This window comes from Mesorhizobium sp. WSM4308 (genome assembly GCF_002294905.1).
Lineage (GTDB): Bacteria > Pseudomonadota > Alphaproteobacteria > Rhizobiales > Rhizobiaceae > Mesorhizobium.
In genome coordinates, this window is the sequence record NZ_NSFW01000001.1 from 479,479 (window position 1) to 498,505 (window position 19,027).

Annotated in this window: 17 protein-coding genes and 2 pseudogenes; 5 read left to right on the forward strand and 14 right to left on the reverse strand. The window is 63.1% G+C overall.

Features of this window, described 5'->3' with window-relative positions:
- Positions 1-3 precede the first annotated feature (3 nt).
- Positions 4-855: a uracil-DNA glycosylase gene (locus CK227_RS02260; RefSeq protein ID WP_245318049.1), complete on the reverse strand. Its 852-nt coding sequence runs from the start codon at positions 853-855 to the stop codon at positions 4-6.
- A gap of 193 nt (positions 856-1,048) precedes the next feature.
- On the opposite strand from CK227_RS02260, the gene CK227_RS02265 reads away from it, so the two are divergent.
- Complete coding sequence (locus tag CK227_RS02265) at positions 1,049-1,699, forward strand: TetR family transcriptional regulator C-terminal domain-containing protein (RefSeq protein WP_095771321.1); 651 nt, start codon at positions 1,049-1,051, stop codon at positions 1,697-1,699.
- Positions 1,700-1,927: 228 nt separating this feature from the next.
- Here CK227_RS02265 and CK227_RS02270 read toward each other — a convergent pair.
- The 6 genes and pseudogenes from CK227_RS02270 to CK227_RS02295 all read right to left on the reverse strand — a co-directional run bounded on the left by CK227_RS02270 (position 1,928) and on the right by CK227_RS02295 (position 7,704).
- Positions 1,928-2,655 (reverse strand): annotated as a pseudogene (locus tag CK227_RS02270) (SDR family oxidoreductase).
- Positions 2,656-2,725: 70 nt separating this feature from the next.
- Positions 2,726-2,899, reverse strand: a pseudogene (locus tag CK227_RS02275) (SDR family oxidoreductase); the annotation flags it as partial.
- 645 nt (positions 2,900-3,544) lie between these two features.
- The gene (guaA, locus tag CK227_RS02280) at positions 3,545-5,107 is read right to left on the reverse strand and encodes a glutamine-hydrolyzing GMP synthase (RefSeq protein ID WP_010914447.1); all 1,563 of its coding nucleotides are present in this window, start codon (positions 5,105-5,107) and stop codon (positions 3,545-3,547) included.
- A 55-nt stretch (positions 5,108-5,162) separates the two neighbouring features.
- Positions 5,163-5,828, reverse strand: a complete 666-nt coding sequence (locus CK227_RS02285) for a 5'-methylthioadenosine/S-adenosylhomocysteine nucleosidase (protein WP_095771322.1) — start codon at positions 5,826-5,828, stop codon at positions 5,163-5,165.
- Positions 5,828-6,286 (reverse strand): PaaI family thioesterase, encoded by a 459-nt coding sequence (locus CK227_RS02290; RefSeq protein WP_023686843.1) that lies wholly within the window; start codon positions 6,284-6,286, stop codon positions 5,828-5,830. The genes CK227_RS02285 and CK227_RS02290 overlap by 1 nt, the downstream gene beginning before the upstream one ends.
- Positions 6,287-6,414: 128 nt before the next feature.
- Positions 6,415-7,704 (reverse strand): RsmB/NOP family class I SAM-dependent RNA methyltransferase, encoded by a 1,290-nt coding sequence (locus CK227_RS02295; RefSeq protein ID WP_095771323.1) that lies wholly within the window; start codon positions 7,702-7,704, stop codon positions 6,415-6,417.
- 302 nt (positions 7,705-8,006) lie between these two features.
- Between CK227_RS02295 and CK227_RS02300 the strand changes: the two genes are divergently transcribed.
- Positions 8,007-8,684 carry an MIP family channel protein gene (locus tag CK227_RS02300; protein ID WP_010914441.1) on the forward strand — a complete coding sequence of 226 codons (678 nt, stop codon included), beginning with the start codon at positions 8,007-8,009 and terminating at the stop codon, positions 8,682-8,684.
- A 71-nt stretch (positions 8,685-8,755) separates the two neighbouring features.
- On the opposite strand, the gene katG is transcribed toward CK227_RS02300, so the two are convergent.
- A complete protein-coding gene (gene katG / locus CK227_RS02305; RefSeq protein WP_095771324.1) occupies positions 8,756-10,954 on the reverse strand; it encodes a catalase/peroxidase HPI in 2,199 nt (732 codons plus the stop codon).
- A gap of 150 nt (positions 10,955-11,104) precedes the next feature.
- Between katG and CK227_RS02310 the strand changes: the two genes are divergently transcribed.
- Positions 11,105-12,013 (forward strand): hydrogen peroxide-inducible genes activator, encoded by a 909-nt coding sequence (locus CK227_RS02310; RefSeq protein ID WP_019860002.1) that lies wholly within the window; start codon positions 11,105-11,107, stop codon positions 12,011-12,013.
- Between the two features lie 18 nt (positions 12,014-12,031).
- Here the strand turns inward: CK227_RS02310 and CK227_RS02315 are convergent, their stop codons facing one another.
- From CK227_RS02315 to CK227_RS02330, 4 genes are read right to left on the reverse strand one after another with little or no spacing between them, the layout of a single operon-like run.
- The gene (locus CK227_RS02315) at positions 12,032-12,838 is read right to left on the reverse strand and encodes an amino acid ABC transporter ATP-binding protein (protein ID WP_095771325.1); all 807 of its coding nucleotides are present in this window, start codon (positions 12,836-12,838) and stop codon (positions 12,032-12,034) included.
- Positions 12,835-13,776 carry an amino acid ABC transporter permease gene (locus CK227_RS02320; RefSeq protein WP_095771326.1) on the reverse strand — a complete coding sequence of 314 codons (942 nt, stop codon included), beginning with the start codon at positions 13,774-13,776 and terminating at the stop codon, positions 12,835-12,837. Before CK227_RS02320 ends, CK227_RS02315 begins: the two co-directional genes overlap by 4 nt.
- Positions 13,777-13,833: 57 nt before the next feature.
- Positions 13,834-14,691, reverse strand: a complete 858-nt coding sequence (locus CK227_RS02325) for an ABC transporter substrate-binding protein (protein WP_095771327.1) — start codon at positions 14,689-14,691, stop codon at positions 13,834-13,836.
- 31 nt (positions 14,692-14,722) lie between these two features.
- Positions 14,723-15,736: a 2OG-Fe(II) oxygenase family protein gene (locus tag CK227_RS02330; RefSeq protein WP_095771328.1), complete on the reverse strand. Its 1,014-nt coding sequence runs from the start codon at positions 15,734-15,736 to the stop codon at positions 14,723-14,725.
- Between the two features lie 103 nt (positions 15,737-15,839).
- Between CK227_RS02330 and CK227_RS02335 the strand changes: the two genes are divergently transcribed.
- Positions 15,840-16,784: a nucleoside hydrolase gene (locus tag CK227_RS02335; RefSeq protein ID WP_095771329.1), complete on the forward strand. Its 945-nt coding sequence runs from the start codon at positions 15,840-15,842 to the stop codon at positions 16,782-16,784.
- A 103-nt stretch (positions 16,785-16,887) separates the two neighbouring features.
- Positions 16,888-17,562: a TetR/AcrR family transcriptional regulator gene (locus tag CK227_RS02340; protein WP_095771330.1), complete on the forward strand. Its 675-nt coding sequence runs from the start codon at positions 16,888-16,890 to the stop codon at positions 17,560-17,562.
- A 52-nt stretch (positions 17,563-17,614) separates the two neighbouring features.
- Here CK227_RS02340 and CK227_RS02345 read toward each other — a convergent pair whose 3' ends face one another.
- Entirely contained in the window at positions 17,615-18,139 is a 525-nt protein-coding gene (locus CK227_RS02345; protein ID WP_095771331.1) for a hypothetical protein, read from the reverse strand.
- A gap of 12 nt (positions 18,140-18,151) precedes the next feature.
- Positions 18,152-18,982, reverse strand: coding sequence for a class I SAM-dependent methyltransferase (locus CK227_RS02350; RefSeq protein ID WP_095771332.1), 831 nt, complete (start codon positions 18,980-18,982; stop codon positions 18,152-18,154).
- Positions 18,983-19,027: the final 45 nt, after the last annotated feature.

Below are 19,027 nucleotides of genomic sequence, written 5' to 3' on the forward strand. Positions count from 1 at the left end.
ATGTCACCATGCGACGGGCTTGGCGCCCATCGCCTCCAGATACCGGTTGCAAAGCAGGAATGGGTTTTCGAGCGTCAGAACCGCATCGGCGCGCGCCGGATGGTCGCGCAGAATGCAGCCGGTCAGTGGGCCCTGGCCTTCGATGATGCCCGCCAAAGCAAGCGTCTGCGCGGCAGCGTCGCCAAAGCCGATGAAGATGACGGGAGCGCCACGGCCAGCGAGCTGGTGCAGCACCGCGAGTATCAGCGGACGCCACAAGGGCAGATGACCGCTTGACTGGTGCGGGTCGATCTCGACTTTGAAGCGAGACAGCGTCAGCGACGCGTTGAGAAGCAAAACGCCGTCGTCGACCCATCGCTGCGCCAGCACGTCGGCGCTCCCGAGATCGACCTGGCCGTCCTCGATGGCGGCCAGCGTCGCCGGCCAATCGGCGAAGGACCGGGCATAGGCGAGATTGCCGGTGCGCGCCGCGACGATCTGCTGGGTGAAGGCGCGAATGCTCTTGGAGAACATCTTGTCGAGCTCGCGCCAGGCAGCGACATTGCCGGCCTCGAAGGCACGGCCGGTGGAAAAACCGGGCTCCGGATAAGGGTCTTGGCCAAGAATGACGCAACGCACATCCTCCGGCGCAATGCCGTCGAAGGCGCGTAGCATGTGCGCGCCCTTGGGCGCGCCAGGAAAAGTCTTATCGCGCCGCGACGGGAAGATCGGCTCCCAAGGCTCAAGCTCAAGCATCGGGTCGATGGCATCGAAATCCAGCGACACGGCACCAAGGGCGGCCCGCCAGGCCGGTGCGATGTCGTCGTGCCAACCCGCCAAGGTTTCAATCATCGCAGACCTGAGTTGAACCGGCATCGCGGCGACGCCCTCCCCTTTAACTTCCCGACGATCGGGACGTTACGAAGAACCTGACCAAAATGTCAACTTCCAAAATTACAAAACCTGACCATATCGTCAGTTTTTTTGAAACCATGCCACTATCGCTTGGGCCGATTTTCGAAGGGTGCTATAGAGCCCGGACAAGTACTGGCAGGGGGGCGGAGCGAATATGGCGGGACAGAAAGCGGCACGCCCGGGCGGCAAGAACCCCGAAGACAGGGTTGGCGCCAGGAACCGGGAGAAGATTCTGCGCGCGGCGGTCGACGTGTTCGCGCGAAAGGGCCTCGACGGGACGCGCATCCAGGAAATAGCTGACCATTGCGGGTTGCCCAAGGCCAATGTCTACTACTACTTTTCGACCAAGCAGGAAATCTACACCCACGTGATCGAGCATCTGCTGACGGGGTGGGACAAGGCCTTCGAGCACATCACGCCTGATCGCGACCCGCGCGAGGCGATTGCCGTCTATGTCCGCGCCAAGCTCGACTATTCACGCAAGCATGCAGCCGAGTCGCGTTTCTTCGCCAACGAAATGCTGCGAGGTGCCCACTTCCTGAGCAAGCAGCAAAAGCTGCACATGCAGCGGGTCACGCGCGAGCGGTCTGCCGTAGTCGAGGGCTGGGTGCGCGACGGCAAGATGGCGCCCGTCGATGCCCGGCATTTTTTCATCATGCTGTGGGCGGCGACGCAGTTCTACGGCGATTTCGAACCGTTGGCAGCCAATGCGCTCGAAAAGAGCAAACTGGCCAAGGCCGACTACGACGCAGCGGCCGCCGCCATCACGACTATCGTCCTCGACGGGTGCGGCGTCTCAGCTTGACAGCATCGAAATGCTTCTTGCGGCGCTGGACAATGGCGACAGCCCCGCCGCGCGCACGGCGATTGTCAGCGCCATTGCAGATGCGGCGGCCCGAATAAAGTTGCATGGCGGATTGGCGAAAAGTCCTGTTTGAATACATGGTGCTTGCCGGAATTGCATTGCGGATCATACATTGCGCCACGGAAGTTTGGCCACGGGAAGATGAGCTGTCGGCGAATACCCAGGCCCTCAGAGATCGAAGTTGGTCGGCATCATCACCACGTCACGGATCGTCATGCCGCGCGGTCGCGTCAGCATGAAGGTGATCACATTCGCCACTTCGCCTGCTTCCAGCAGGCTGCCCGTCTCCCTGGCTTCCTTCAGCTTCTCTGGTGGCCAGTCCGCTAGCAGTGCGCTGATCACAGGTCCGGGAGAGATCGAGCCGACCCGAATACCGTGCTTGAACACCTGACGTCGAACCGTCTGCACAAAGCAGTTGATCGCCACTTGGACGATGCATAGACGGGCTCCCATGGCGTCGGGAAGTGAGCTGCCAAAGAACTCGTAACGATGATGTCGCCCGTTCTACGGTCGATCATGTGAGGCAGCACGTCGTGCACATTCTTCATCACGACATTAACGTTCAGGTTCAGCATGCGGTCGATGGCACCTGTGTCGGAGTCGACCAGGTCACCACCCACATAGGTGCCCGCATTGGCATGAAAGATGTCGAGTCGACCTGCGGTTTCCAGAACGCGTGGCATCAGCGTCGCACAGTCCTTCGGGTCGAGGAGGTCGATGACAAGCGGGATGACCGCCTCCCCGTGTTTGGCCTGGTAAGCCTCGAGGGCAACCTTATCGCGATCGATCATCACGACGCGCGCGCCCTCACCCAACATTGCTTCGGTGCTCGCCAGCCCGATACCCGAGGCAGCCCCCGTGACCGCGGCAATCTTTCCTTCCAACTCTCTCGCCATGAAATCTCGTTCTATCTGAAACGCTGGAACCTTAGCATGAATCTCTCATCCCTTAGGATTACGCCGGCACCTAATTGATCCCGAAGCCCGTATCGACCGGTATCGAGATGCCGTTCACCATGGCGGCACGCTCGGAGAGCAGGAAGAGCACAACCTCCGCGACCTCCTCGGTCTCGATGAAGCGCCCCAACGGCATGCGCGCCGGTCCGGCCTTCTCGGGGTCGCCCTACGCCTCCCTCGCCAGCCCATGCCTTTCTCGAAATTCAGGACGTTGTTGGGGCAATGGTCGCTTTCTCGGGACGCCTGGCATCGGCTTTACCGTTAGCTCCCGCAACCGGCACCCCGTTTGCACCTGATTCACACGATGACGCCGATCCGATATGCCTTCAGGCGAGAATGTGCGAGGCGGCAGAGCAGCTAAAGGCAGCCGGTGTCCTGGCCAAGGTTGAGCCTCGAGCCATCAGGTTTCAAACAGCGGTCTCGCCGAGGAGGCCAGGTTCATAAATGAGGCGCTGCCCTGGCCGTCCCAGCCGTCCAATCCGGCGATGCCAGCCGAGGACTAAAAGTACGGTCATCGACACGATACTCTGGGGCCGTTTTCTATTTCTATTTCAAAGCGTTAGATATCAAATAAGTACCGCAGCAACTGTAGTGCGAGTGACGGTACTTTCTTATGGGCGTGTCTCAGCGCGAAAAGTACCGTCAATAGTACCGTCGGATTCCAACCGCAGCGCTGACTGACAACACAGCCATGGTTGGCACAGAGGCATAAAAATCAGTGACCTAAGAGAGCGATGGCTTCAGTTGATGATGCAGGACCGATAGTCAACAAGACCGCAGATAACACTATCCTTTTCACGCCGTTTCGCCGAATTTCGCAGGTCTTTTCCTATTCCCACTCGATCGTGCCAGGCGGCTTCGACGTCACGTCGTAGACAACGCGGTTGATGCCGCGGACCTCGTTGATGATGCGCGTGGCGGCGGCGCCCAGGAAGGCCATGTCGTAGTGGTAGAAATCCGCCGTCATTCCGTCGACCGAGGTGACGGCGCGCAGCGCGCAGACGAACTCGTAGGTGCGGCCATCGCCCATCACACCGACGGTCTGCACCGGCAAGAGCACGGCGAAGGCCTGCCAGATGGCGTCGTAGAGCCCGGCCTTTCGGATCTCGTCGAGATAGATGGCGTCGGCCTCGCGCAGGATTTCCAGTTTCTCGCGGGTGATGCCGCCCGGGCAGCGGATGGCAAGGCCAGGACCGGGGAACGGGTGGCGGCCGATGAAGCTTTCGGGCAGGCCGAGCTCCTTGCCCAGCGCCCGCACCTCGTCCTTGAACAGTTCGCGCAGCGGCTCGACCAGTTGCATGTTCATGCGCTCGGGCAGGCCGCCGACATTGTGGTGCGACTTGATGGTCACCGACGGGCCGCCGGTGAAGGAGACGCTTTCGATGACGTCGGGATAAAGTGTGCCCTGTGCCAGGAAGTCGGCGCCGCCGAGCTTTTTGGCCTCTTCCTCGAACACCTCGATGAACAGCCGGCCGATGGTCTTGCGCTTCTTCTCGGGGTCAACCTCGCCTTCCAGCGCCGAGATGAATTTTTCCGAGGCATCGACCAGGATCAGCGGCAGATTGTAATGCTGACGGAACATCGCCACCACGCCCGCCGCCTCATCCTTGCGCATCAGGCCATGGTCGACGAGGATGCAGGTGAGCTGGTCGCCGACCGCCTCGTGGATCAGCAGCGCCGCGACGGAGGAATCCACACCGCCCGACAGCGCGCAGATGACCTTGCCCTTGCCGACCTGCTTGCGGATCGCCTCGACCGCGTGTTCGCGGTAGGCGCGCATCGTCCAGTCGCCCTCGATGCCGGCGATGTTGTGGACGAAATTACGGAGCAGCCTGGCGCCATCGGGCGTGTGCACCACCTCGGGGTGGAACATGATGCCGTACATTTTGCGCTCGACATTGCCGAAAATGGCGAAAGGCGAGCTTTCCGACTTGCCGAACACCTGAAAACCCGGCGGCAAGGCGATCACGCGATCGCCATGGCTCATCCACACCTGGTGGCGCTGGCCGGTCGCCCACAGCCCCTCGAACAGCGGGCTGTCCTTCTCGATCTCGACGAAAGCGCGTCCGAACTCGCGATGGTTGGAGCTTTCGGCGACACCGCCCATCTGCACGCACATGGCCATCTGGCCGTAGCAGATGCCGAGCACCGGCACCCCGGCATCGAAGACGATCTGCGGCGCGCGCGGGCTGCCGATATCCGACGTCGAAGCCGGGCCGCCCGACAGGATGACGGCTTTGGGATTGATGCGCTTGAACGCGGCTTCGGCCGATTGGAACGGCACGATCTCGGAAAACACGCCGGCCTCACGGATGCGGCGGGCAATGAGCTGCGTAAACTGGCTGCCGAAATCGACAATCAGGACGGTGTCGGGATGATTGGCTGTTTTCATGGCGAGCGTTTAGAGAAAGAAATGAGTCGACGCAATGGGTTGCGTAGCCTGACTTTCAGACAGGTCTGGCCTGGTCGTTGGATGGAGCGGTTCGCAGCAGACCCGAGCCGATCGCCTGTTCGAGGCGCATGACGGCGTCGGCCAGCCTTTCGTCGATGACGTGGAGATATTCGGTCCAGTCGCCGACATGCCTGAGATCGGCAGCGCCGTCGGAAATACCGCGCAGGCCGATCAGGGGCACATCGAAGAGCTGGCAGGCGCGCAGGCAGGCGAAGGTCTCCATGTCGACCATGTCGGCCGCGATTGCATCATAGGCAGCGCCGGTGATGATGGCGCCGCCGGTCGACAGTGTGGCTTGCCTGATTTCAGGAATACGAAACGGCAGCGGCACGGTGACCGGCAGATCGAGAAAAGGGGTCGCGCCCTTTTCGAAGCCCAAGGGCGAGGCGTCGATGTCGCGATAGCTGACGGAGACGGCCTGATAGATTTCCGTCTGCTCCAGCGTCCGGCTGCCGGCTGAGCCGAGCGAGACGACAAGGTCCGGCAAAGCCTTCTGCGACTTCAGCCAGGACAGTTCCGCGCCCAGCCTGACGGCTGCCTCGACCGGACCGACGCCCGTCATCAGCGGTGTGAACAGTTTTTGCAGATGCGGACCATATTCGGCTTGCGCCGCCATGACGAAGAGAACGTCCTTGCCGCCGATTCTCGTAACGTTGACCATCACCCCGCAATCCCATCACGCCCAACCACCGTCATCATCGTTCCGGTCATGGTGGCGATCAGCTTGGCCTCGCCGTCGGCGGCGAATGCATAGGCCTGGCCGTCGGCGACGATGATGGTGCGGCCGGGTTTGGTTACCGAGCCGCGGAACAGGAAGCGTTCGCCCCTGCCCGGCGCCAGAAGATTGACCTTGAACTCTATGGTCAGCACGCCGGAGTTTTCCGGCATCAGCGAGAAGGCAGCATAGCCGCAGGCCGAGTCCAGCGCCGTCGAAATCACCCCGGCATGCAGGAAACCATGCTGCTGGGTGAGCGCCGCCGAATAGGGCATCTCGATCTCGATAATGCCGGGCGTCACCAGCGTCAGTTCGGCGCCGATCGTCGCCATCGCCTGCTGGCGCGCGAAGGACGCCCTGACGCGATCCTCATAGTCCGGGGCCGGTACGATCTTTGCTGCCATCGCAATTGCCTTCGTTTGTCTGGCAAAGCTTATTGCAGAGGGATGGGCAGCAGGCAATCTCAATTGCTGCACTGCAACAATTCGTCCCGTCGGCCGTCATGGGTTGAGTGGCCGGGGATCCGGCTGGCTCAGTTGGTACGGCGGAGCGCGCAGAAATAAAACCCGTCCGTGCCGCTCAGCAACGGCGACAGTGAGATCTCGCCGGCGGAACCGATCCGCGCGGCCGCCTCGTGGCCGGGGAAATGGCTCTCCCAAAGTGCGCGGTGGTCAATCGGAACAAAACGGCTGTTGCGCTCGCGGAACGCGGCGATCTGCTCGCCATTCTCCTCGGAGAATACCGAGCAGGTGATGTAGACCAGCAGGCCGCCGGGTTTGACATAGGCTCGTGCGGCATCGAGGATCGCCGACTGCTCGCCCTTGCGGGCATCGAGCTGCCTTTGCGTCAGGCGCCATTTGGCATCGGGACGGCGCCGCCAGGTGCCGCTGCCGGTGCAAGGCGCGTCGACCAGCACGATGTCCATGTGGTTGGAGAGCGGAGCGAGTTCGGCCGGCTTGGTGACGACCTGCACGTTGCGGTTTTCCGAGCGGCGGATGCGGTCGAAGATTGGCGCAAGGCGCGCTTTTTCGGCATCATGGGCAAAGATCTGGCCGCGATTGTCCATCGCAGCCGACAGCGCCAATGTCTTGCCGCCGGCGCCGGCACAGAAGTCGAGCACCTGCATGCCGGCCTCGGCGCCGGCAAGTGTTGCCGCTATTTGCGAGCCCTCGTCCTGGACCTCGAACCAGCCTTTCTGGAAGGCGGGCTCGGCCTGCACGTTCGGATGCCTGCCGTCGCCGTCGATGGGCGGAATGCGGATGCCGAACGGTGCGATCCGCGCGGCCTGCGCCCCTGTATCGGCCAGTTCCTTGAGCACCCTGGCGCGATCGGCCTGCAGCGTGTTGACCCTTATGTCGAGCGGCGGGCGGGTCGCCAGCGCCGCGCCCTCCCCGACCCACGCCTCGCCAAAAGCCCGTTCGAAAAGCGGTTCACACCAATCTGGTATGTCGGCACGCACCGCGGGCGGCGCGTCGGCAAGCCGGCGACCGGCAATCGTCTGCAGCTCGGTGGCACTGAGCAGCGGCGGCGCGAACTTGTCGCCGTCGAGCGCGTCGTTGAGCGACTGCGCCGTCTGGCCCCATTCGAGCAGCAACGCGCCGAAGCCGACTGCGCGCGGCGTGTCTTCGCCGAGCAGCCAGCCGGCGGAACGTTTGTGGCGTAGCGCGTCGTAGACGATGTTGCCGATCGCCGCGCGATCACCGCCACCGGCGAAGCGGTGTGACAGGCCCCAATCCTTCAGCGCATCAGCCACCGGCCGGTGACGCCGGCCAATGTCCTCCAGCACTTCGATGGCCGCAGCCAGCCGTCCGCCCAGTCGCATTGATCATTCCATCAAATCGAGATTTATCGCCTGCTCTTAGAGCCTTTCGCGTTCGGATTGAACCCCGCTCCGCCACGCGACGAAGTGGCCGCCTGAAATCTGTCCGATCGATAAATATTGCGGGCCGGCAACAGCAGATCGATCAATAGATGCAAGGTCTCTAATGTTCGCAACTGGCGACTGCAAGCACGGCAGGTGGCGCAACTGCTCTGCTTTCCAAGTTTTTCCGTTGGGAATACTCTTCACACCATGATTCGCGGCGCGGAAAACGCGAACCGGCGGATCGCTACGAGGAGAGGGCAATGAAAACTTATCTGGCGGAAGTTCTAGGCACATTTCTGTTGGTGTTCATCGGCACGGCGTCGGTGGTGACGGGCGGCTTCGGCGGCGCGCTGCCGCTCGGGCAGGAAGGCATCGGTCTGGCATTCGGCATCGGTCTCATCGCCGCGGCCTATGCGATCGGCCCGATTTCGGGCGCGCATCTCAATCCGGCGGTGACGCTCGGCGTCTTCCTCGCCGGCCGGCTGCCGGCCAAGGACGTCATCCCCTACTGGATCGCGCAGATCATCGGCGCCATCCTGGCTTCGCTGGCACTGTGGATCATCGTTTCCGGCCAGGCCGGCGGCCACACAGGCGGCTTCGGCGCCAATGGCTGGGACGAGACGAAATGGGGCATGAGCTCGGCGTTCCTGTGGGAGCTGATCGGCACCTTCACCTTCGTCACGGTGATCCTCGGCGTTACCGCTGAAAAGCACTCGACGGCTTTTGCCGGTCTGGTCATCGGCCTGACGCTGGCGGGCATTCACTTCGCCATGATCCCGGTCACCGGCACCTCGGTCAATCCGGCCCGCTCCATCGGCCCCGCGCTGTTCACCGGCGGTGCGGCGCTCAGCCAGCTCTGGCTGTTCATCGTCGCCCCGCTGATCGGCGGCGCCATCGCCGGTGTCGTCGCCAAGGCACGCATCTTCGAGAAGGATTGATCCCGAAAGCCCGGATGCAAAAGGCGCGGGCCACGGCCCGCGCCTTTTTTGTTGGATAGAGCTTGTCTGGATCAGCCGGCGATGTCGAAGCGGTCGGCGTTCATCACCTTGGTCCAGGCCACGACGAAATCCTTCGCGAACTTCGCCGTGGCGTCCGCCGTCGCATAGACTTCGGCGAGCGCGCGCAGCTGCGAGTGCGAGCCGAAGATCAGGTCGGCACGAGTGCCAGTCCACTTCACTTCACCGGTCTTGCGGTCGCGGCCTTCGAACACGTCCTTGGCGTCCGATGTCGCCTTCCACTCCGTGCCCATGTCGAGCAGGTTGACGAAGAAGTCGTTGCTCAGCGTTTCCGGCTGTTTGGTGAACACGCCGTGCTTCGACTGCCCGGCATTGGCGCCGAGAACACGCAGGCCGCCGACGAGGACCGTCATTTCTGGCGCGGTCAGCGTCAGCAGTTGCGCCCGGTCGACCAGCGCTTCCTCGACGGTCAGCCGCTGCTTGCCGCTTACATAGTTGCGGAAGCCGTCGACAATCGGCTCCAGCGGCGCGAAGGAGTGGATGTCGGTCTGCTCCTGCGAGGCGTCCATGCGGCCGGGCCAGAAGGGAACGTCGACGCTGTGGCCGGCGGCCTTCGCGGCCTTCTCGATCGCTGCGTTGCCGCCGAGAACGATCAGGTCGGCAAGCGAGACTTTCTTGCTGCCGGTCTGCGCGGCGTTGAAGTCCTTGGCGATCGTCTGGAGCTTGTCGAGCACCTTGGCGAGTTCGGCTGGCTGGTTGACGGCCCAGTCCTTCTGGGGGCTGAGGCGAATGCGCGCGCCATTGGCGCCGCCGCGCTTGTCGGAACCACGGAAGGTCGAGGCCGACGCCCACGCCGTCGAGACCAGCTGCGACACCGACAGGCCCGAAGCCAGGATTTTCGCCTTGAGCGCTTCGGCATCCTGCTCGTCGATCAGCACATGATCGACCGCCGGGATGATGTCCTGCCAGGGCAGCTCTTCCTTCGGAACCAACGGGCCGAGATAACGGGCGACCGGGCCCATATCGCGGTGGGTGAGCTTGTACCAGGCGCGGGCGAAGGCGTCGGCGAACTGATCCGGATTCTCGTGGAAGCGCTTCGAGATCGTTGCGTAGGAGGGATCGAAACGCAACGCGAGGTCGGTGGTCAGCATGGAGGGTGCGTGGCGCTTGGCCGAATTGTGCGCGTCCGGCACCGTGCCGGCGCCGGCACCGCCCTTCGGCGTCCACTGATGCGCGCCCGCCGGGCTTTTGGTCAGCTCCCAGTCGAAGCCGAACAGATTGTCGAAGAAGTTGCTGCTCCATTTGGTCGGCGTCGTCGTCCAGATGACTTCCAGACCACTGCCGATGGAGTCACCGCCCTTGCCGGTGCCGAATTTGCTCGCCCAGCCGAGGCCCTGCTGCTCGATATCAGCACCTTCCGGCTCGACACCCACCAGGCTCGCATCGCCCGCACCGTGGGTCTTGCCGAACGTATGGCCGCCGGCGATGAGGGCCACGGTTTCCTCATCGTTCATCGCCATGCGCGCAAAGGTGTCCCTGATGTCGCGTGCCGCGGCCAGCGGATCCGGATTGCCGTTCGGCCCTTCCGGATTCACGTAGATCAGCCCCATCTGCACGGCGCCGAGCGGGTTCTGCAGATCGCGGTCGCCGCTGTAGCGCTCGTCGGCCAGCCACTTGCCTTCGGGGCCCCAGTAGACGTCCTGCTCTGGCTCCCAGACATCGGCGCGGCCACCGGCGAAACCGAATGTCTTGAAACCCATCGATTCCAGCGCGACGTTGCCGGTGAGGATCAGCAGATCGGCCCAGGAAATCTTGCGGCCATATTTCTGCTTGATCGGCCACAAGAGCCGGCGGGCCTTGTCGAGGTTGACGTTGTCAGGCCAGCTGTTGAGCGGCGCGAAACGCTGCTGTCCGGCCCCGGCGCCGCCGCGGCCATCGGCGATGCGGTAGGTGCCGGCGCTGTGCCACGCCATGCGGATGAACAGCGGCCCATAGTGGCCGAAATCGGCCGGCCACCATTCCTGCGAATCCGTCATCAGTGCATGCAGATCCTTGATGACGGCGTCGAGGTCGAGGCTTTTGAATTCCTCGGCATAGTCGAACGCCTCACCCATCGGGTCGGACAGCGATGACTGCTGATGCAGGATCTGGACGTTCAGCTGGTTCGGCCACCAGTCACGGTTGGTCCTGCCAACGGCCCCGTGCGCAACCGGGCATTTGCCCGCGCTTTTGTCATCGGTGTTCGCGTCCATCTTCAGTCTCCGATTTTTGCCGAGTTTTGATCTTTGCCAGGATTTTGGGGGGCGGCTCGTCGGCCGCACCATCTTGGAATGATTCCAGACTAGGCCGCATTGGCGATAAAAACAAATTGCCTTTCCTGTTCATTTCGATAGGATTTTCTTATGATCGGATTGACAGTTCGCCAGATGCATTATTTCGACGCGCTGGCGCAGACGCTACATTTCGGACGCGCGGCAAAACTGGCCGGCGTCAGCCAGCCGGCGCTGTCCTCGCAGATCGCGGAGATGGAACAGAGGCTGAACTGCCGGCTGTTCGAACGCGGCGGCAAGTCGGTGCGCATGACCGACGAAGCGATCGCGCTTTTGCCGCGCATCGAACGCATCCTGGCCGACATACGCGACGTCGAAACGACGGCAAGGCGCGGCCGCACCGCCATGGAGGGACGCTTCCGGCTGGGCATCATCCCGACGGTCGCGCCCTATCTCCTGCCGCGCGCTTTGCCCGAACTGAAAAAGCATTTTCCGGCCCTACTGCTCGAATTGCGCGAGGCGGTCACCGCCACGCTGGTCGACGACATCGCATCGCGCAAGCTCGACGCCTTCATCGCGGCGCTTCCGCTCGATCATCCGGGCCTGATCACCGAGGCGCTGTTTTCGGACCGGTTCTTCCTTGCCGTGCCGGCTGGCGACCCGGCCTTCGCCTCGCCGCCGGTTCCGCCCGAAAGCCCGGCGCTGGAAAGGCTTATGCTGCTGGAGGAAGGCCATTGCTTGCGCGAACAGGCGCTTGCCGTCTGCGGCAACGTTCGGCCGGTGGCGATGGCCAGCTACGGCGCCACCAGCCTGACCACGCTGTTGCAGATGGTGGCGCATGGGCTCGGCGTCACGCTGATCCCCGAAATGGCGACCGGCCCCGCCGGCACCATCCCTGACCTCAAGATCGTGCCGTTCCAGGAACCGATGCCGCAGCGCATGATCTGCCTCGCCTGGCGGCGCAACAATGCAAGGCATGGAGAATGCGTCGAACTGGCCAAGATCATCCGCAGCCTCGGCGCGGCGGTGTTGGCCGCGTGACAAATGATCAACCGGACGTCAGAGAACGCGGGACAGAAACTCGCGGGTGCGCGGCGATTTCGGGTCGGCGATCATCTCGCGCGGCGCACCGCGTTCGACGATCACACCGCCATCCATGAAGACGAGCTGATCACCGATCTCGCGGGCAAAGCCGATCTCGTGAGTGACGACGACCATCGTCATGCCGCTCTCGGCCAGATCGCGCATCACCTGCAGCACCTCGCCGACCAGTTCCGGGTCGAGTGCCGATGTCGGCTCGTCGAACAGCAGCACCTTCGGCTTCATCGCCATGGCGCGCGCGATCGCAACACGCTGCTGCTGGCCGCCGGACAGTTCGCGCGGATAGCGGTCGACCTTGTCGGCAAGGCCGACGCGCCTTAGCAGGACTTCCGCTTCGGCCTTGGCCTGGTCGACCGGGACGCGCCGCACCTGCGTCGGCGCTTCGATCAGGTTCTCCATCACCGTCATGTGCGAGAACAGATTGAACGACTGGAACAGCATGCCGATCTCAGCCCGGCGTTGGCACAGGAGATCGTCCTTGACCTCGTAGAGCCTGTCGCCCTGGAGGTCGTAGCCGACGAACTGGCTGTCCACCAACAGGATGCCGCCACTCAGTTTTTCCAGATGGTTGATGCAACGCAGGAACGTGCTCTTCCCGGATCCCGACGGGCCGATGATGCAGGCCACCGAGCCCTCGGGCACGTCGAAGTCGACACCCTTGAGGACCTCGAGCGAGCCATAGGTTTTGCGCACGCCGCGCGCGAACACCATGGAATCGGCCGGCACGCCGAAGCGGGCGCGATTATCGGACTTCACATCGCTCATCGGGCAATGCCGCGCAGGCTGATCACGTTGCGCAAGGCGCGCATCGTCAGAGGTTCACGGCGCGTGTCGCTACGGCCGAAATGGCGCTCCAGGAAATGCTGCCCAACCGACAGGATGCTGACCACGGCGAGGTACCAGAAGGCGACCACGATCAAGAGCGGGATGGTCTCGAAGGTGCGGGCATAGATGCTTTGCGCGGTGTAGAACAGGTCGTCGACCGCAATGAAGGTCACCAGCGACGTCATCTTCAGGAGGTTGATCGCCTCGTTGCCGGTCGGCGGCAGCACGAAGCGCATGGCTTGCGGCAGGGTGATGCGCTTCAGGATCATGCGGTAGGGCATGCCGAGCGCACTCGCCGCTTCCGCCTGGCCCGACGGCACGGACTTTATGCCGGCGCGGATGATTTCGGCCATGTAGCCGGCCTCGCACAGCGAAAGCGCGACGACCGCGGAGAAGAACGGGGTCATGAAATCATTGGTGCGCACAGAAAACGGCGTGCCCAGAAAGGGCAGAGTGAGCGAGATTTCGCGCACCAGCAGCGACAGGTTGAACCAGAAGATCAGCTGGATCAGCGCCGGGACACCCCGGAAGAACCAGACATAGACCCCCGCGAAGGCGCGCAGCACCGGACTTGGCGACACCCGCATGATGGCGATGACGGTGCCGACCACGATCGCCAGCGCCATGATGATGACGGTGAGCACCAGCGTGTTGCCAAGGCCGCGCATGATCGAGGGATGGAACAGGTAGCCGGCGGCCGTGCCCCAGGCGAAGGCTGGGTTGCTGGCAAAAGCGCGGACGATCAGGAAGGCCAGCAGCAAGGCGAACGCGGTGCCGATCCAGATGCCGTAGCGGCGCTGCGGCACGACGGTCAATCGTGACACGGCGGCGGCAATGCCGGGCTCGACGCCAATCTCGGTCGGGTGGGCCACGCCCATCAATGGTCTCCTGGTTGCTGGCCGGCGCCTGACTTAGGATCAGGCGCCGGGCAATTCCTATTCGGCGCGAAGCGCGTCCATGGTGCCGACGAAATAGGGTTCCTTGATCGCGTAGGCGCCCATGCCGTATCTGTTGAGGATAGCCTTGTAGGTGCCGTTCTTGAACAGTTCGGCAAGCGCGCCCACCATCATGTCGGCGGTCTCCTTGTCGTCCTTGGCAATCGCCATGCCGAGCGGCGCGACCTCGTAAAGCGTCGGCAGCACCAGCAGCTGGCCCTTGCTCGTCACCTCGAAATAGCTCGAAGCGGTGGCATCGTCCATGCGGGCGTCGACGCGATCCGACAGCACGGCCTGGACGATATCGGTCGAGGAGTTGAAGACCGACTTCGCGATGGCCGCCTGGCCCTTGTCGGTACACTCCTTGCTCAGCTTGTCGACAAGGAAGTCCGAGGCGCTGCCGGCCGAGACGCCGACGCGCTTGCCGCAGAGCGGGGTGTCGCCGCTGAAGCTCGCCTTCTTGTCGGGCGATGTCGAGACCGCGAGCCCGGCCTTGAGGAACATGACGAAATCGACCTGCTTCAGCCGCTCGGGCGTCGCCGAGAACGTCTCCCAGGCGATCTTGAAGCGGCCGGCCGCAAGGCCAGGGATCATCGAGGGAAAGGGCGTGCGCTGCACGTCGAGCTTGGCGTCGACGAGCTTGGCCACCTCGCCGGCCAGTTCGATGATGATGCCGGTCTGCTTGCCGTCGGCATCGAGATATTCGAACGGCGCATAGTCCAGCGTGTTGGCGACGGCGAGCGTTCCGCTCTGCTTGACGTCGGTGGATTTCGCAACCTCGGTGGCCTGGGAAACCTCGCCCCAGGCCATGGTGGATATCGCCAGCGCAAGGCCGGTCATTCGCAGATATGCATTCATTGCTGTTCCCCTTTCTTTTGCTTGTTTGCCGTTATGCGCCGGCGGCTTCCGCCGCCTTCTTCTTGCGATAGTGGTAGTTCTTGTCGATGCGCTCCATCAGATAGTCGCCGTAGAGCACCGGCCCGTATTTCGGCTGCGTACCGGCCGGCACGCAGACCGACAGCGCCTCGATCGTCTCGTCCATGGACGGATCGAAGAAAAAGGGCTGCGAATAGCGCTCGCGCCCCGACCGGTTGATGACCCGGTGCGGCGTCGAGACGAACTGGTCGTTCGACCAGCGCGCCAGTATGTCGCCGACATTCATCACGAAGGAATCTGGAACGGGAGGTGCCGGAACCCAGTCGCCGGCCTTGTTCTTGACCTCGAGGCCCCCGACATTGTCCTGCGCCAGCAAGGTGATGAAGCCGTAGTCGGTGTGCGGCGCCGAGCCGAAGAGGCCTTCTTCGTGGGGCTGCGTCGGATAGTGCAGCAGCCGCAGGAAGGTCGTCGGCTGCTCGAAATAGCGGTCGAGGCTGTCGGAGGGCAGTCCGAGCGAGAGCGCGATGGCGCGAACCATCTTGCGCGCGAGCGTCCCCATCTCGTCGACATAACGCTCTATTGTCTCCCTGAAACCGGCAAGTGCCGTTTCGTCGGGCCATTGGTTGGGGCCCTGGAGCGGCTTTTCGGCCAGGGCCCTTGGATCGTCGGCGCCGACCTCGTGCATGAAGAAGATCGATTCGCTCTGGTTGGGCTTGCTGACGGTTGCCACCGACGAGGTCACGATGGTCGAGCCGGCAAAGGGCAGATAGCCGCGGAAATTCCTGTCGATTTTCAGCTTCGCCTTTTCCTCTTCGGGCAAGGCAAAGAAGCTTTTGCTGGCTTCGCGCACGGCTTCGACATCGGCGCGCGGAATGGGATGCCCGGTGACATAGAGGAAGCCGATCGTCTCGAGATAGCGGCGCAGCGTCGCCGCCGTTGCCCGGATGGCGCCCTCATCGTCGCCATAGAGCGCCGAGACGTCGAGGATCGGAATTTCGGAAAAATCGCCGCGCTCTTGTGCATCCATTTTCGAACACCCTGTCTTGAACATAAGATACAGTACTGTATTTCTACACATCCGAACGGCCTCATCAATAGGCTTTCGATCGCAAAAGGAAGAGCGCTCAAACATGGCACCACGCAAGATCATCATCGACACCGATCCGGGCCAGGACGACGCCTTCGCCATCCTCTTCGCGCTGGGGTCGCCGGCCGAACTCGACGTGGTCGGCATCACCACGGTCGGCGGCAACGTGCCGCTTGCCCTGACGTCGAAGAATGCGCTCAAGGTGGTGGAGCTTGCCGGGCGGGCCGATGTGCCGGTGCATGCCGGATGCCCGGCGCCGATGGTGCGCAAGCTGATCACTGCCGAATATGTTCACGGCGAAACCGGCCTCGACGGCGCCGATCTTCCCGAACCGGTGACGCCTCTACAGAGCGAACACGCGGTGAATTATCTCGTGCGCACCATCATGGACGCGCCGGAGGGTGAGTTGACCGTCTGCACGCTGGGGCCAATGACCAATCTCGCAATGGCCATGACCATGGAGCCGAGGATCGTGCCCCGGCTGCGCGAAGTCGTGCTGATGGGCGGCGGCTTCTTCCAGGGCGGCAACGCCACGCCGGCGGCGGAATTCAACATCTTCGTCGATCCGCATGCCGCGCATAAGGTATTCGACAGCGGCGTGCCGGTGACCATGGCTGGCATAGACTGCACCTACACCGCGCTGATGACGCCGGAATGGCTCGACCGACTGCGGGCAACCGGCAGCCGCGCGGCGGTCGAGGCCGCCAATCTGGCCGACTTCTACCGCCAGTACGGCACGCACAAATTCGAAACGCCGGCGCGCCCCATCCATGATGCCTGCGTCACCGGCTATCTGCTGGCGCCGCAAATCTATGAGCAGCGCCAATGCGCGGTGACGGTCGACATCGTCTCGCCGGAGACGATCGGCATGACCGTGGTCGACTGGTGGCATGTCACCGGCCGGCGCAAGAACTGCAATGTCCTGCGACGCATCGACCCGGCGCCGTTCTTCGAGTTGATGCTGGAGCGGATCAGCGCATTGCCCTGAGTTGCGCCGTCCGCGATAGATGGACACTTGATGAGTCGCGAAGCGCATCGAAGCCGACGAATGGTTTGCAGGCGTCGCGCATGGCGATGAAGGTCTTGATCAGATGAAAGCCGAAAGCGCCCCGGCCAGAAGCAAGAGACCGTCCAAAGCCGCCCCGCCTGCGAAAGCGGCGCGGCAGACGCTCAGCCGCGAGGCCTGGATCACGGCCGCGCGCAAGGTGTTGGAGAAGCGCGGCATCGGCGAGGTTAAGATCGATCGCCTGGCGCGCCAGTTCAAGGTGACGCGCGGCAGTTTCTACTTCCACTTCGCCAGCCTTGCCGATCTTCGCGACGGCCTGCTGCAGGAATGGCGAAACACCAATTGCGCGCCGTTCTGGGCCATGCGCGACATGCACGACATAGACGGCCTGCAGTTCTTCACCGACATCGTGCATGTCTGGGTCGATGAGGCGCCGTTCAGCCCGCTGCTTGACCTGGCGGTCCGCGACTGGTCGCGAACGTCGAAGAAGCTGGCGCAGGAGGTCAAGGACATGGACGATCTGCGCATCGCGCTGTTGATCCGCTCCTTCCGCGCCATGGGCTATCCCGAGGACGAAAGCCTGGTCCGGGCGCGCATCACCTACTTCCACCAGATCGGCCAGTACGCGCTGTCCTTCAAGGAGGACCCGGCGGTGCGCAGGAGCTACCAGCCGCTGTTCGGAGAGGTCCTGCTCGGACCGCTGGTGCAGGAGCCAGGCTCGGCGCCGCGGCCGTCGGCGATCCAGAGCGGACGGCGGTAGATGGCGTGCCAGCGATAACGGGCTGCGGCGCGTCCAGCGGACCTCCGAATATCTACGAAGCAGCCGCCTCGTTGGTAATGGCGCGAGTCGCGTTCTGGTGGGGACGTAGCAGAAAATAGAACGCGGCGAGGTGCGTGATCATCAGCAGCGGCACGTAGAGGACCGGGATCGCATAGGTCGCACCCAGCAATCCGGCATGAGCGGGAAGGTCGGCCTGGGTGGCTTGATAATAGTCGACGATGATGTCGATGGTCCCGACGACATTGAAGGCAATGACGAATAGCCAGAAAAGCGGGCGTATCCTTACGGCAAACAGTGCCAGCATGGCCAACACCCCGGTTGCGAAGTCGCCATAGGCGGCAAAGGTGGCGAAGCTGGCGGGCAGGTCGGGGCTGACGACGCCCGGAAGGATGAAGACGAGCCCGAAGAAGCGGAAACTGTGCAGGGTGGCAATGGCGCGTTGCGCTGCGAACCCCTCCATCGAACTCAACCAGGGCCAGATGTAGGCACCGAAGCACAGCAGCCATGCGACATAGCCGAGAACGAGCTGGATCTGGAAAAGGATTTCCGTCGACATTGTGGTCTCCCGTCAGCTGTTGGCCGGCGCGGCCTCGAACACCGCGGTCAGGATGCCGAGCCGGCCTTGCATGAGATTTCGTCCCAAATTGGCTGCAAGCTCGGCGAAGTCCGGCCCCATCACCACGCCGAGATTTGGCGAAGGCGGCGGACCCGACGCCCGCATCTGTGCGAACCAGGCCTTGGCGGCCTCGGTGTCGTCTTGCCATGCCAGCATGCGGAAGCCGGCCGGCTCGATCGCCTCACGCGTCGTATCGATTGTCATGAGGAAACTCGTCGCCGGTGTTCGCGCCCAGGGAAGCGGATAGTGCGGCTGGCCGCCGCCCAACACGACGTCGAAGGTGGCAAACCTGCCGCCTGATTTCAGCACGCGGCGAATCTCGCGATAGAGCCGCCCCCGGTCGAAGATGTTCATCGCCACATGCTGCAGCAGCACGATGTCGAAACGGCCATCATCGAACGGAAGCTCCAGGGCGTTGGCGGTCTGGAACGACAGACGCTCGCCCTGCCCGGTGCGCTCGGTCAGGTAGCGCGCGGCATCCACGAAAGGCTCGCTGAGGTCAACGCCGATAACCTGGCAGCCATAAGTCGCAGCCAGGAAGCGCGCCGGCCCGCCGACGCCCGCGCCAACGTCCAGAACCGACATGTCAGCGGTGATGTCAGCCAATTGGGCAAGCTCGGCGGTGGCCGCAAGCCCACGGGTGTGAAACTGGTCGAGGGTGCCCAGTTGCTGCGGCGTGAGAAGCTGATGCTCCGGGCCGAACTCAGCCAGTACCGTCCTCAACCGTTCAGTCAGGCCGGTCGCGCGATAATGGTCGCGCACTCCATCAAGTTCATCGGTCATGGCAAGATGCTCCTGTCTCAAGCTCTTACCTAAACCCGCTTCCAT